At 48.3% G+C, this 15,291-nt stretch carries 7 protein-coding genes; all 7 read left to right on the plus strand.

Translation table 11 applies throughout. From position 1 onward, the window contains the following. The first annotated feature begins 842 nt into the window (after positions 1–842). The 7 genes from NG796_RS01340 to NG796_RS01370 all read left to right on the plus strand — a co-directional run bounded on the left by NG796_RS01340 (position 843) and on the right by NG796_RS01370 (position 15,249). Positions 843–5,495 (plus strand): PAS domain S-box protein, encoded by a 4,653-nt coding sequence (locus NG796_RS01340; RefSeq protein ID WP_261204112.1) that lies wholly within the window; start codon positions 843–845, stop codon positions 5,493–5,495. 185 nt (positions 5,496–5,680) lie between these two features. Next, entirely contained in the window at positions 5,681–8,236 is a 2,556-nt protein-coding gene (locus tag NG796_RS01345; RefSeq protein WP_261204113.1) for a penicillin acylase family protein, read from the plus strand. A 630-nt stretch (positions 8,237–8,866) separates the two neighbouring features. After that, positions 8,867–11,440 (plus strand): EAL domain-containing protein, encoded by a 2,574-nt coding sequence (locus NG796_RS01350; protein WP_261204114.1) that lies wholly within the window; start codon positions 8,867–8,869, stop codon positions 11,438–11,440. 427 nt (positions 11,441–11,867) lie between these two features. Continuing rightward, complete coding sequence (locus NG796_RS01355) at positions 11,868–13,235, plus strand: AAA family ATPase (protein ID WP_261204115.1); 1,368 nt, start codon at positions 11,868–11,870, stop codon at positions 13,233–13,235. Beyond that, entirely contained in the window at positions 13,222–13,851 is a 630-nt protein-coding gene (locus NG796_RS01360) for a retron system putative HNH endonuclease (RefSeq protein WP_261204116.1), read from the plus strand. Before NG796_RS01355 ends, NG796_RS01360 begins: the two co-directional genes overlap by 14 nt. A 215-nt stretch (positions 13,852–14,066) precedes the next feature. Beyond that, a complete protein-coding gene (locus NG796_RS01365) occupies positions 14,067–14,888 on the plus strand; it encodes a PHP domain-containing protein (RefSeq protein WP_261204117.1) in 822 nt (273 codons plus the stop codon). 16 nt (positions 14,889–14,904) lie between these two features. Next, positions 14,905–15,249, plus strand: coding sequence for a cupin domain-containing protein (locus NG796_RS01370; protein WP_261204118.1), 345 nt, complete (start codon positions 14,905–14,907; stop codon positions 15,247–15,249). Positions 15,250–15,291: the final 42 nt, after the last annotated feature.

Below are 15,291 nucleotides of genomic sequence, written 5' to 3' on the forward strand. Positions count from 1 at the left end.
AAACCCGGTGTCATCCCCAATCCGGTTGTTAGGGTGTGGGTTTTTACGTCTTTCCACAGGGGCGGGGATCTCGAATAGACCTCTTGCCAAAATCCGGATTAATCCCCCCTTTCCCCCTTTACCTACAGGGGAGCTTTTGAAAATTGTGCAAGAAGTCTAATCAGGGGGAAGACTTTAAATGGGGGTAATCCATCCCCTGATTCACGGGAGTTCGGCCTAGGTAGTGAGCAAGGCTAAGGCGATAATTCCCTCGATTTGCATGAGGATTAATCCCTGCGCCGATCGCCACGGACTGACTTGAAATCTATCTCAGAAGTATTAGAGTGAGTCTCCATCAATGGGCCGATTCTGGGAGAGTCTGTTGGGTCAATATCACAGCGTGATTCTCTTGAATTTTCGACCAGAATGATTTCAGACCGGGCTATAGCAGCAAAGGAGGTCAGCCCTCCTTGGGCAATGGACCCTCGGTACAAGTTACCTAGAAATCTACTTCAAAAAATGATACAATTAGAATCAATTCAGAGGACAGAAATTAAGACGAACAAACCAATGGAAAACCCCGAGATACATGACCGAGAAAACATGAGAGATTGCCGAATTATTCTGCAATTGATTAGGAACCCCCTGGATGGGAATCGGTCAGTTCCTATAAAGAGCAACGTACAAGACTCTATGTCTCTGGACAAAGGAGGGGTAAATTACTCTCGGGACAGAAGTACCTTCAACTCAGACACCGAGGCGCGATCACTCGCCACGCTAAACTAAAAGACGTTGCTGCAAATATGGACGCGCAGGTAAGGCTCCTGCCCAGAGCGCGGGCTAGCTAACTCAGAGGGCGGAATATGTTCTGGAAATTCAAGCGCTCCCATCTGCTAAATTATGGTGCTGCTACCGCATCGGTGGCGATCGCACTGGTGCTGACTCAACTGCTATTCCCACGAGTTGAACTGACTCCCTCCCTTCTGTTTGTTGTGGCGGTGGCAGTCTGTGCTCGATATGGCGGAATCGGGCCCGGGTTATTTGCAACGGTCCTCTCGGTCGCGACGATGGACCATTTTTTGACCAACACCCCCTTTACTTGGAGCATGGGATGGGGTGACCTGGTTTGGGTCGGGGTCTTAAGTTTTATCACCGTTCTGATTAGCTCCCTCAACGAGTCTAAACAACAAGCGGTCAAGGAATTACAAAAAAAACAAGAGTTTTTGCAGGTGATGACCGATTCGTTACCTGTGGCAATTTCTTATGTGGATGGCTTAGAGCGTTATCGTTTCAACAATCAACGCTACGAAGACTGGTTCGGACATTCCCGGGATTTCTTGGGAGGGAAGCACCTCAAGGAGATTCTGGGAGAGTCGGCCTATCAAGTGATTCGGCCTTATGTCAAAGTGGCATTATCCGGACAGTCGGTGACTTATGAAACCCACCTTCCCTATCAAGAGGGAGGGTCCCGTTATATTCGCGCCACCTACGTTCCGGACTGGGGTCACCGCCAAGAGGTCAAAGGATTTATTGCCTTCATTGAAGATGTTACTCAGCAACGGAAGGCGGAAGAGGGGCTGCGCGAGTCTCAGCAGCGGAGTCAATTAGCCCTAGATGCGGCGCAGATGGGAACCTGGGAATGGAACCTCAAAACGGGCAAGGTGAAGCGATCGGCGATGGTGGCGCGGATTTTTGGCACTGACCAGGGCAGTTTTGATGGCACTTATGAAGGGTTTGTTGAAGGGATTTATCCCGAGGACCGCCCCAGTTTTGAGCAGGCGGTTCAACAGGCGATCAAAAATCAGGAAGATTATGAAATCGAATTTCGGATCCCCAGAGGTCATCTGGGGATCCGTTGGGTGTTATGTAAGGGTCAAGTCTTGCCGGATTATGATGGAAAGCCCCTGCGAGCCCTCGGGGTCTGCATGGATGTGACGGAAAGTCGCTATGCCGCTGAAGCCCTGCGGGTGAGTGAAGAACGATTTCGGCACATCTATGAGTCGAATTTGATTGGATTGGTGTTTGGCGATCGCAATGGCAATATTAGCGAAGCTAACAATGCGTTTCTTAATATTGTGGGGTACACGCCGGAAGATTTGCGATCGCGGCGGGTGATTTGGCAGAATCTTAACCCCTTGGTTAATCGGGATGATGACGATATGACTGTCAGTCTGGTGGAAGCCGTCTGCATCCCCACGGAAACGGAATTAATTCGCAAAGATGGGAGTCGCGTCCCGGTTTTGATGGGCCAAGTGCCACTCCAAGACTACACGAATATGGGGATCAGCTTTGTTCTGGACCTAAGCGAACGCAAACAAGCTCAAGCGGCTTTAAGCGAAAGCGAAGAACGACTCCGCCTCGCTTTGGAAGCGGCCCACATGGGAATGTGGGATTGGGATATCGCCACGGGCAAAATTGCCCAGTCTGAGATTGTCGATCGCCTATTGGGGTTGGAAGCGGGTAGTTTTGGCGGAACTTACAATAGCTTAATCAAAATTGTTCATCCCGATGATCGGGCGCGATTCAATAAACACGCGATCGCCACGATGGAACGGGGTCAAGATTTTAATGTGGAATTCCGGGTGGTGAAACCCGATCACACGGTTGCCTGGGTTGCCAGTATTGGCAAACGACTCCCGGATAAAGCCAAAAATGGAGATCGCTTGATCGGGGTCTGCATGGATATCACTGAACGCAAGCAAATCGAACAGGAACTCTACCGGCGTGAACAGGAATTTAAAGCCTTAGCCGAAAATGCCCCGGATATCATTGCTAGGATGGATTCCGAAGGGCGCTATCAGTATGTGAATCAGGCGATCGAACAAGTAACAGGCATTTCCCAAAACGCCTTTATCGGTAAAACGTTTTCTGAGTTAGGATTCCCCGACGAAATTGATGCCTTGTGGAAACAAAGCGTGAGCGAGGTCCTCACCACGGCACAAGAAGGGATTGTCGAAGGCTATTTACCCACGCCGAAGGGAACGCGATACTATCAATCTCGTTTGGTTCCGGAACAGGCTCTTGATGGGTCCCTAGACCATGCCATCTGCATCAGTCGCGATATCACGGACCTCAAACAAACCCAAGAAGCCTTACGGGAAACGAATCAAACCCTCAAAGCCCTGATTCAAGCTTGTCCCTTGGCGGTGATGGTTTTAGATCCCACCGGGAAGGTAAAAATGTGGAATAGAAGCGCCGAAAGGATTTTGGGCTGGAGTGAAGCCGAGGCGATCGGCCGTCAATTCCCAGGCATCCCCGCTGAAAGACGAGAGGAGTTACAAGCCAATATTTCCGCTACCCTCGCGGGGAATCCCTTAATGGGCGCGGAAACTCGTCGTCTGACTAAAGGCGGAAAGCTAATTGATGTTGCCATCTGGACGGCCCCCTTGCGGGATGCGAAGGGAAATGTCAGCTACCTCTCAATCTTGGCGGATATCAGCGATCGCAAGCAAGCTGAAGAAGCCCTGCGCGACAGTGAGGAACGCTTCCGCACCTTGGTTAACTCGATGGATGACATTGTATTCACTTTGGACCGTCAAGGTCGGCATACGGCGATTTTTGGCCGCTGGTTCGAGCGCACCGGGATCACCCCGGAAAATTTTCTCGGCAAAAGTGCTGGGGATCTGTTTGGTCCGAAAGCGGCAGAGATTCATAACACTTCTAATCAAAAAGCCCTCACCGGAGAGAGCGTAATCTATGAATGGAGTTTCCAGACGGAAGCGGGGACTCAATACTGTCAAACCTCTCTCTCTCCCTTGTGCGATCGCGAGGGTCGAGTTACGGGGATTGTCGGTGTAGGACGGGATATTACGGAACGGCAGCAAGCAGAACAACGGCAATATTTCTTGGCGGAAGTCTCTTCCGTTCTGGCTTCCTCCCTGGACTACCCGACTACCCTCAAGAGTTTGGCAAATCTGGTGGTGCCGACGATCGCCGATTACTGCGTCATTTATATTGTGGAGGAGGCCGGACAAATCTCTGGATTGGCAATGGCACATACCGATCGGGAGAAAGAGGCGTTGTTAGGTGAGATGGAACAGTATTATCCTCTGGACTTAAATCATGAGGATGGAGTTGTTCAGGTGGTTTCCTCCGGTAAGCCGATCCTGATTCCGGAATTGACCGACGAAATGCGGGTGGCAGCAGCACGGGATCCGGAACATCTCCGACTGATGCGGGAATTGGGCTGTCAGTCCTCCACAATTGTTCCCTTGGTGGCTCGGGGTCGCACATTGGGGGCGATTAGCTTTGCCATTGCTGAATCGGGGCGGCGGTACAAAGCCGAGGACCTGATGTTGGCCGAAGAATTGGCACGGCGGGCAGGATTTGCCATTGATAATGCTCGGTTGTATCGCGACTCCCAAGAAGCCAACCGCATGAAAGACGAGTTTTTGGCGATCGTCTCTCACGAGTTACGCACGCCGTTGAATGCGATGTTAGGTTGGGCGCAGTTACTCCGAACTCGCAAGTTTGACGAGGCGACGACAGAGCGTGCATTGGAGACAATCGAGCGCAATGCACGGGTGCAAACTCAGTTGATTGAGGATTTATTAGATGTTTCCCGGATTCTGCGGGGGAAAGTGGCTTTGAGTTTGGAGCCTGTGGATTTGAGTGTGGCGATCGCCTCGGCGATTGAGTCGTTGCGTCCGAGTGCGGAGGCGAAGCAGATCCAGCTCATCCATAATGTCACAAAATCCGTGGGGGTGGTTTCTGGGGATATTAATCGCATTCAGCAAGTGGTGTGGAATTTGCTCTCGAATGCGATTAAGTTTACCCCAAGTGAGGGACGGGTGGAAGTGAGGTTAAAGCGATCGCGCAATTTTGCCATTCTGGAAGTGGCAGATACGGGAATGGGAATCGCACCTGACTTTTTACCCTTTGTGTTTGAGCGCTTCCGCCAAGCGGATAGTACCACAACGCGCTCCTACGGGGGTTTGGGTTTAGGTTTGGCGATCGTCCGTCATTTGTTAGAAATGCATGGGGGCAGTATTCGCGCCTACAGTGAGGGAACCGGCAAGGGTGCAACCTTTACGGTGACTCTACCCCTGTTACAACGCCTCCAGGGGAACGAAGCGGTGCAGGCGGGTTCTGATCTGATTCCTGACGATGCTAATCTGGCTGAGGATGACGTTCCCTTAGCTGGGTTGCGCGTGTTGGTGGTGGAGGATGAAGCGGATACCTTGGAATTTTTGATTACGACCCTGGAAATGGCTGGAGCGATCGTCCAGGGGGTATCGTCTGCTACTCAGGCATTAGCCGCGATCGCCGAGGAAAAACCCGATATTTTGGTGAGCGATATTGGAATGCCCGAATTGGATGGGTATTCTTTGATCCGCCAAGTGAGAAGTCAGGAGTCGGATTCTGAGCCGCTCCTTCCGGCATTGGCACTCACCGCTTATGCTCGGGATAGCGATCGCGCTCGCGCCCTGAATGCGGGCTTTCACCAGCATATCTCTAAACCGATTCAACCCGATCGCCTGATTACGGTAGTCAAAAATTTGGCCGTGAAGGAATAAAGTCTGTCCCCTGGACTGGTGAATTGTAAATTTTGCCAGTCCAAGGGGTTGAGATATCCGGGATTTGATGGGAGCAACTCACCGCAGAGTTTGGGTTGCGGCTCGGGGTTGCGAGTTGTCAAAATCTGAGAGAATTGGAACCGAATGCGCTGTGAAAATTATCCCCTACTTTTAGCACTGATTTCATGATACCCCAGTTTCGTAAAAGCTTGCAAATCTTCGGGGCGATCGCTGTGATTTTTACAATTACAGTGGCCTCGCTTACCTTATATTGGGTGACCGATTCTTGGCCCCAACAATCGGGCCTGATTCTATTACCCCAACTGAGCGATCGCGTTGAGGTGCGACGGGATGCCTATGGAATTCCCCATATTTATGCCTCAAATTCTCATGATTTATTTCTAGCACAAGGCTACGTTCACGCCCAAGACCGCTTTTGGCAAATGGATTTTTGGCGACATTTGGGGTCCGGTCGTCTTTCGGAACTGTTTGGGGAATCCCAACTCAAAACCGATCAGTTTTTACGCACCTTAGGATGGTCCAGAATTGCCACCCAAGAAGTGCAAACTTTACCCGATGAATTCCTCGCCCTTTTAACCGCTTATACGGAAGGAGTGAATGCCTATCTCCAGGAACATCAAGGCACAGATTTAAGTTTAGAATATGGGGTTTTAAAGGGGATGAATCCCCGCTATCAACCGGAATCTTGGCAACCGGAACATACCCTAACTTGGGCCAAGGTGATGGCTTGGGATTTAGGTGCAAATCTGGATGATGAAATCGAACGGGCTGTATTACTCCAAACCTATTCTCCAGAACAGGTAGATGAGCTATTTCCCCCCTATTCTAATCAAGCCCCAGTTATTCTGCCGGATTGGAAAATTGCGCAAGGAGACCCTGAGTTAATCGGGAATCAGTTCGGGGAAATTCTATCAGAAAAAACCGAAGTTTCTAGGGCGGCGATCGCCTCACTGCTTTCCCCCAGTTTCAATTCTATTGCTGACCAACTATCCAATCTAGCAACCCTGACGGGTCCCCGAGGTGGAGAAATTGGCTCTAACAGTTGGGTCGTTTCCGGTGCAAAAACTTCTACAGGAAAACCCTTGTTAGCCAACGACCCTCATTTAGGGGTACAAATGCCTTCAATTTGGTATGAAATGGGCTTGCATTGTCGGTCTAAAACCCCGGATTGTCTTTATGATATAACCGGGTTCTCCTTCCCTGGTATGGCAGGAGTGATTATTGGTCACAGCGATCGCATTGCCTGGGGTTTTACCAATCTCGGGGCGGATACGATGGACCTTTATATCGAAAAAATTAATCCTGAAAATCCCAATCAATATGAAGTTAATGGGAAATGGGTGGACATGGATCAAGTCACCGAAACCATTCAAATTGCGGGGGGAAAACCCGTTGTAGAAACCGTTCGTTACACCCGACATGGACCCCTAATTTCTGAAACTTATCCTCCACTCAAACCGTTGCTGGTTCCTGATTTAGCCAGCAGTAACCCCGCCATTTATGCGATCGCTTTGCGTTGGACCGCTTTAGAACCCGCCCATCTCTTTCCCGCCATTATCCAACTGAATCAAGCCCAAAACTGGCCGGATTTCCGCAAAGCAGCCCAGGATTTTGATATTGCTCCGCAAAACCTTCTCTATGCTGATATTGAGGGGAATATCGGCTATCAAATGCCGGGGAAACTACCCATTAGAACTCATAGTGATGGCCGCTATCCGGTGCCCGGTTGGACTGATGAACAGGAGTGGAATGGGTATATTCCGTTTGAGCAACTCCCCTTTACCTTCAATCCCCCTTCCGGTTATATTGTCACGGCTAATAATGCGGTTGTTGATGAGAGTTATCCCTATGTGATTACTAAAGATTGGGACTATGGATTTCGCGCTCAACGGATTGTAGACCTGTTGAACGCCCAGAAAGCGGGATTTGACGTTGAATCCTTCCGAGCCATTCAAGGAGATAATTACAATCTGAATGCTCAAACCTTAGTCCCGATTTTGCTGAATCTCTCCCTTGATGCACCTCAAACCGAAAAGATTCGAGATTTATTAACCCCTTGGGATTTTCAACTAGAAGAAAAAAGCGCCAGTGCCGCTATTTTTGAAACGTTTTGGTCTGAGTTACTAACCGCAACTTTTCATGACAATTTTTCAGTGGATTTTTGGCCCAATGGAGGTCACCGATGGATCAAAGTTATGGCCGATTTAGTTGAGCATCCGGATAGTTTCTGGTGGGATAACGTGCTGACTCCCGAAGTGGAAAATCGCGATTTTATTTTTAAACAAGCTTTTGCCGTAGCGGTGGCAGAACTCGAAAACCGCTTAGGAAAAAATCCCCAGAGTTGGGAATGGGGGAATTTGCATCAGGTGACTTTTAGAAATCAAAGTTTAGGTCAGTCGGGAATTGCTCCCCTTGAGGCAATTTTTAATCGCGGTGGAGTCCCGATCGCCGGTGGCAATGCCATTGTAAATGCAACCGCCTGGAATGCTCAAAAATCCTTTGAAGTGACCGCGATTCCCTCAATGCGGATGATTCTGGATTTGAGCAATTGGAATACTTCGGTTGCCGTCTCCTCTACTGGGCAATCCGGTCATGCTTTCCACCCTCATTATACCGATTTGATCCCCCTGTGGCGCAATCTGGACTACCATCCAATGGTGAGCAGTCGTTCTGAGGTAGAAGCAAATACGAGAGATACCCTGATTTTGCTCCCGAATTAGAGCAGTCGCCACTCCGCAACAGGAGGCGATCGCCACCCGGGGATCGGTCCCTGAATGGGGTGGATTTTCTTTAAGCTATGATTTAAAGGGAGATCTGCCTCCTGTTGGGACTGACCCCGGACATTCAACTTAATCGCTATTAATCAATTGATTGTTTCTCCTAAAGACCCGATTTCATCCATTTTTAGAGGGGGGGTGTTACCGAGCCTAAATTAGGATAAAAATCTGCTAAAATATGAAAGTCATTCCACCGCTTGTGGCGACTAACTTCTAAACAACAGTAGAATTCTGTCACGGACCGGAATCGCAAAACCGGGTAAAAGAGCCAGTAAAATTATATCATGGAGGTGCAGAATTGACCCAAACAATTTAATAAAATCACAGCAGATTTACCCCTTTATGCTTTCTGAGAGGGGCAACTCCCGGCCAGGGAATAGCCCAGACAAACTGCTGCATTAGGATAGAAGGCAAAAATCCAATTTAAAGTCTCATTTTAAGCTGAACAATTTGACGGCATTTTCTCTAAAAAGTGAGGGGCTTTTTCAAAGCTGGATAGCTCTCGCCTATCTATGAGTTTGAGGGCATAACTCACAAAAGTCAGAAGGATTTAAAATAAAGAAGCGAAAGCTTATGAAACGAGATCGCGCCGATGAATGGGAATTGAACTTCGCCAGTCCAGCTAGAGTGATAGTCTGGACCAGTCCTTGCCTACTCTGCTTAGAACCGTTCCAAGTGAGGCTGATACCCGAGGCGATCGCCCTGACCCCAGTCGCGGAGGTGGAGGGGATCTTTAGTTTAGTTGTCGCAACTCTTGCATTGCTTTATTTGGCGATTACTCTCTACCGAACCTCACGGTTAACCGCCACCACCGCGCAACAGGCCGATCTCCCAGAGGAGCAGAAACTCGCTCCAGCCCTACCCGGGGAAACCACTCAGGTCCTTTTTGACACGCTGGATGGCGCAGAACCCAGCCCTCGCCGAAATATAGCACAGAAAACAGCTAAACAGTCGTCCGGGAGTTTCCTCCCCAGGGCCGAACCTCCTCAATTCAACCCCTTGTTCCCTCTAGGCAGGGAATCGGGAGATCCGAGCCTACAATTCTGGGAACTCCATATCCAGCGAATGCCGATCGCACATATTCTCTTAGATACCGAAGGTCGCTTTTTGGGCTGGAATGCCGGGGCAGAACGACTGTTTGGCTATACTAGCCAGGAAGTATTGGGTCAAACCTCGGATCTGATTGTCCCCCCCCAGACGCGATCGCAGGTTGCCCAACTGTTGCAGCGTCTCACCCAAGGGGACCTGAATGCCCATAGTATTAATGAAAACCTCACGAAATCCGGGGATACGATTGTTTGTGAGTGGTATAATACCCCTTTGTTTACCGACCCCGGGGGATGCACCGGCATTCTGTCAATGGTACAAGATATCACCGATCGCTGGCAGAGTGAGGTCACCCTGCAATCCATGAATACGGAAATGAACACCCTGTTAACGGCGATTAACGAGGTGGTCCTATTGTTGGATGCCCGAGGATGCTATCTAAAAATTCTGCCGACGGATTCACCCTTGCTGGAACGTTCACCCTCCCAACTCTTGGGTAGAACCCTCCATGAGATTTTTGAGTCTTCCTTAGCCGATCGCTTTTTAGACTACATCCAGCGAACAATCCGGGAACAAAAGTCCTTCGATGTGGAGTATGAACTCACCCTGGGCGATCGCCCGGTAGCATTTTCCGCCAAAGTCTCCCCCCTGAATCGCGATCAAGTCCTCTGGGTGGCCCGGGATATCACCGATCGCAAACATATCAAAGATCTCCTGCGGCGCTATGCATTCATCGATCCCTTAACGGGATTGGCGAACCGTTGTTCATTCGAGAGATCCCTGGGAATTGCCATGCAGAAGGCTCACAACCAGTCCTGTGCCGCCGCATCCACCGGGGAAGAGCGATCGCCTAAAGTTAAAGTTGCCATCCTGTTACTGGATATTGATCGCTTCCGCATTGTCAAATATAGCTTAGGTCATTGGGTGGCCGATCGCCTGCTAATTGCCACCGCACAACGTCTCCGGTCCTGTTTACATCCGGGGGCAACCCTAGCGCGCATTGGGGGAGACGAGTTCGCCATTTTGCTGACGGATATCACCGCCCTCGCCACTGTGACCCAGCTTGCCGATCGCATCCAATCCGCCATGCGGTTTCCCTTTTCCCTTGATGAACATGAAATTTTTTCCTCAGTTAGTATCGGAATTGCTATCGATAACGGCGGGTATGAGCGATCGGGGGAACTCCTGCGCGACGCCGATACCGCACTTCATTACGCCAAACAGCAAGGTCAAGGTCAGTCTGTGCCCTTTGCCCGGGATATGCATGACGGGGCGATCTCTCGCTTACAGTTGGAAACCGATCTACAACGAGCGATCGCCAGGACCGTCCATCCCAACCCCCCAGAAAGCCAGCCCTTTCAAGTGTACTATCAGCCCATCGTTTCCTTATCCACGGGAAACATTGTGGGATTTGAAGCCCTTGTACGCTGGCATCACCCGACTCGGGGTTTAGTCTCTCCCGGGGAATTTATTCCCGTCGCCGAGGAAACCGGACAGATTGGGGCGATCGATCGCTGGGTGATGACCGAAGCTTGCCGTCAGTTGGGATCCTGGCAACAGCGATATCCGGCGGCAGCGAATTTGACCGTGAGTGTGAATGTTTCCGGGGTCAACTTCGGTCAAGTGGGTACCATCGAACGGATTGAGCAAACCCTGCGTTCCAGCGGGCTTTCTGGCCGTTACTTAAAGTTAGAAATTACCGAAAGTGTGATTTTGAAAAATGCCGGGGCCGCCTTAGCACTTCTCGACCGGATTAAAGCCTTGGGAATTAACCTATCCATTGATGATTTTGGGACAGGTTACTCGTCCTTGGCGCGGTTACACGAATTACCGATCGATACCCTCAAAATTGACCGCAGTTTTGTGAGCCGAATGCGCGGATTAGATGAAAGTTGCGACATCGTTCAGACGACCATTGCTTTAGCTCACACCCTCGGTTTGGATGCGATCGCCGAAGGGGTCGAAACCGCCCAACAGGTCGAACTCCTGCGTACCCTAGATTGTGATTACGCTCAAGGATACTTTTTCTCGAAACCCGTGGACAGTGAAACGGCTTTAAACCTGATTCTAGGCGATCGTCAGCTTTTTAAGAACGGATAAGCTCTTGCCTTCGAGGTCAAATTCTGACTCCGAAGTGCCCTAATTCGCTCAACTCTCCGGTGATATTATCCCGTTTTGTATGTGTCTCAAAAAATGGATGGGTTTTATGCCAATCCATTTTTTGGGGTCTCATGATCGACTTAAATTTATACAAAAATTTTCACGGGTTCTTATAATTGGAGACTGGATAAAATGCATGGTAACCCCAAATCAATTATTCATTTAAGTGTGTTACATGGATTGTAAAAACCTTTATCTAAATCACAATACATAAGTGTTGGTTTCCCCTATCCCTTAGCGAGATTAAATCACCGAATAGTTGACTTTAAGCAATAATTTTGATATACTACCACAGGTCAGAACCTTCATAACTTTATTTAAGGTGCTGTCGTAAACCTTAAAGACCGCAGAGGTCTGATTGACCGCTATGGAAATCAAACGGGTCATTTTAAACAATATTGGGCTATTTGAAAATCTGGAAATTCTCTTAGCACCGACTCCGGAAACCCCAAGCAATATCACCGTCTTGGTGGGTAATAACGGTGCGGGTAAAACCTTGATTTTGACCGCATTAGCTACTTCTCTTAGCTGGTTTGTTGCTCGTTTGCGCAGTACCCAAGGCAGTGGTAACCCTATACCTGAAGATATCATCCTTAATAGAGCTCATTCGGCCAGCATTAAAATCAAAATTAACGATTCTTGGGGCGCATCAGATCCGTCTAATTCAAGGGAGAATCATGAGTTTGAGTGGACCTTAGCCAAAACTAAAAAAGGACGGGAAGAACAATATAAGAGTTACCTTAACGAATGCACTCGTTTAGCGAAACAGTATCGGGAATTACTTAGCCATAATGACCAAACTAGCTTGCCTCTAATTGCCTTTTACCCGGTCGAGCGCGTCGTCCTGGATATTCCCCTAAAAATTAGAACTAAGCACAATTTTTTACAGTTAGATGGTTACGATAACTCCTTCAGTCAGGGAATAGACTTTCGCCGGTTTTTTGAATGGTTTCGGGAACGGGAAGATACGGAAAATGAATCCGGGATTTCTGAAGAAACTTTAAATAAAGTCAAACCGCTACTTGAAACTAATCAAGAAGCATGGAAACAGCTTGAGCAACTCAGTGACTCAGCTAAAGATCCACAATTAAGGGCAGTTCGCACAGCGATTCGCCGATTTATGCCTGATATGGACAATCTGAGAGTCCGTCGGAGACCACGTCTTTATATGGCGATCGACAAAAACGGTGAAACACTAAATGTTGCGCAGCTTTCACAAGGTGAAAAATCTCTAATGGCTCTTGTTGGCGATATTGCTCGCCGCCTAGCCATGCTGAATCCAGCCCTAGAGAATCCTTTAGAAGGTGATGGCATCGTTTTGATTGATGAAGTCGATTTGCATCTACATCCGTCTTGGCAGCGTAGCTTATGCGATCGCCTCCTCGAAACTTTTCCAAATTGTCAATTTGTGCTAACAACCCATTCACCCCTTGTCATCAGTGATTGTCAAAATCTATTAGTTTACACCTTAAACGAAGGTGAATTGAAGCGGGAGAGTTCCCAGTATGGGCAAGATGCAAATACGGTTTTACTAGAGGTCATGAATACCAGCTTTCGGAATGAAACCATTGAGATTGAACTCAACGATTTACTAGATGCCATACAAGAGGTCAAGCTAACCGAAGCTAGAGAATTATTGGCAAAATTAACGGCTAAACTACCCGCACATCATATCGAATTAATCAAGGCCAAACTACTCATCCGTAAACAAGAGTTACGTCATGCGAAAGATTAATAAAGGGTCTGTTCCACCAGAGTTAACGCAATGGAAAAAGAAAAATCCTCATGGAGCCTACAACCAGATCCCCCCCCCCATTCGCTCACTTATCCGGGAATATGCTCTCAAAGAACAATTCTATCTCTGTGCGTATTGCTGTAAGGGAATAGAAGATATTAAGGGTTGCCATAATGAGCATATAGAACCTCAAAACTTAAATCCTAAACGCACCCTTGATTTTTCCAATATTGTTGCCAGTTGTAATACAGATAAGCAATGTGGTAAAGCTCATCAATCTCAGCCCCTACCCCTAACACCACTGATGGCAGAATGCGAAACAGAATTTCGATTCAAAATGAGTGGTCGGGTAGAAGGTTTGACCGAACGGGCGATCGCTACGATTCAAGTTTTAAACCTTGGAGACCATGAAAAAAATAACCGTGTCCTGATAGAAAAACGTAAGCAATTAGTGTGGACTTTATTATGGAAAAACGGTATAAATGCCGCAGAAGGCTTAGAGGATAAAGAACTGTTAGAGGAGTTAATCAGTGACCTATCACAACCTCGAACAGATAAGATGGAGCCCTTTACTCCTGTGGTCATTAATATTTTGAAAAATTGGCTCATGTCTTAAGAATGAGTGATTTCGCGAGTTTCTTCTTTCTGTAAAACGGAGGGGCATTCCCAATCCTCTTACCAGGGGGTCAAATTCTGACTCCGAAGTGCCCTAATTCGCTCAACTCCCCGGTGATACTACTGCGGTTTTTCTCTTGCCTGAGTCCGACAATCAGCTATAATTGGGAAGAACTAAAGAAGCAATCACCGGGCGATTTTCGGTAGACTTAAATCATGCTAGAACTTCACTGTCACACGACCTATTCTGATGGTACTTTGACCCCGACTCAACTGGTGAAACAGGCCGTGGCCGCAGGGGTCCGGGCGTTAGCGATTACAGATCATGATACCATGTCCGGATGGCCCGAAGCGATCGCCGCTGCGGAATCGGTAGGGCTAGAAATCGTTCCAGGACTAGAACTGAGTACGGTGCATCACGGGCGATCGCTGCATATTTTAGGCTTTTATCCCGATCGCGAAAAACTACAAGACCCCTTAAACGAACGACTGCAAGGCCGAATTAACCGAGCACAACAAACCCTCGACAAATTAGCTGCCCTCGGCTACCCGGTGGAATTACCCCCGTCAAAAGGTGGAATGGCCCCCGGGCGTCCCCATATCGCTGCTGCCTTACTCAAAGCCGGTTATATTAAAACTTGTCAGGAAGCGTTTGAACGATGGATTGGAGAAGATAAACCGGCCTATGTTCATTATGAAAAATTTTCCATTCAAGATGGGATTAATCTTTTGCGGAACTCGGGTGCAGTTCCAGTCTGGGCACATCCCTATTTGTTTCGCGGTGGACCTGTAGAAATGGTCTTACAAGAAATGGTGGAAGCGGGTTTAATGGGGGTGGAAGTTTATCATCCTCATCATACCCCCAATCAAGTGTATAAGTTAGAACAATTATGTGCAGAATATGGGCTGTTGATGACGGGTGGAAGTGACTATCATGGACCCAGTATTGATGGCAAACATTCAAGTCAACTCAATCAATTTCATTTGCCCTTAGAGTTGCTTGAACCCCTCAAAATTGCTGCTCAACAATTGCGCTAACTTAGGTGAATCGTTTATGAAAATTACCTCGCTAAATACGCTGACTCCCGAATCGGTTTCCCATAATCCAGCCATTCAAAAAAAAGTGATGCTCAAGGCGGGAGAACTGCCCCACCTCACCAATTTTTCCCAGGCTAAATTTACGCCCGGGCAAGTGGCTACTGCCCATGCTCATGGGGATATGTGTGAGGTATTTTTTGTCTCTCAAGGATCGGGATTAATTCGGGTGAATGGCATAGATTATTCCCTAGAACCCGGAACTTGTATTGCCATAGAACCGGGAGAACTTCATGAGGTCGTAAACAATAGTTCGCAAGATTTAATTTTAACTTATTTTGGCTTAAAAGTTCACGGAATTTAAAATATTTTAAAGGGATTGATAGCGAGTCTTGATAGATACAAA

Source organism: Laspinema sp. D2d, assembly GCF_025370755.1.
Classification (GTDB): domain Bacteria; phylum Cyanobacteriota; class Cyanobacteriia; order Cyanobacteriales; family Laspinemataceae; genus Laspinema.

Bases quoted from the DNA above. Each gene is read 5' to 3' on its own strand.
- NG796_RS01340 (WP_261204112.1), top strand. From the start codon at position 843: ATGTTCTGGAAATTCAAGCGCTCCCATCTGCTAAATTATGGTGCTGCT.
- NG796_RS01345 (WP_261204113.1), top strand. From the start codon at position 5,681: ATGATACCCCAGTTTCGTAAAAGCTTGCAAATCTTCGGGGCGATCGCT.
- NG796_RS01350 (WP_261204114.1), top strand. From the start codon at position 8,867: ATGAAACGAGATCGCGCCGATGAATGGGAATTGAACTTCGCCAGTCCA.
- NG796_RS01355 (WP_261204115.1), top strand. From the start codon at position 11,868: ATGGAAATCAAACGGGTCATTTTAAACAATATTGGGCTATTTGAAAAT.
- NG796_RS01360 (WP_261204116.1), top strand. From the start codon at position 13,222: ATGCGAAAGATTAATAAAGGGTCTGTTCCACCAGAGTTAACGCAATGG.
- NG796_RS01365 (WP_261204117.1), top strand. From the start codon at position 14,067: ATGCTAGAACTTCACTGTCACACGACCTATTCTGATGGTACTTTGACC.
- NG796_RS01370 (WP_261204118.1), top strand. From the start codon at position 14,905: ATGAAAATTACCTCGCTAAATACGCTGACTCCCGAATCGGTTTCCCAT.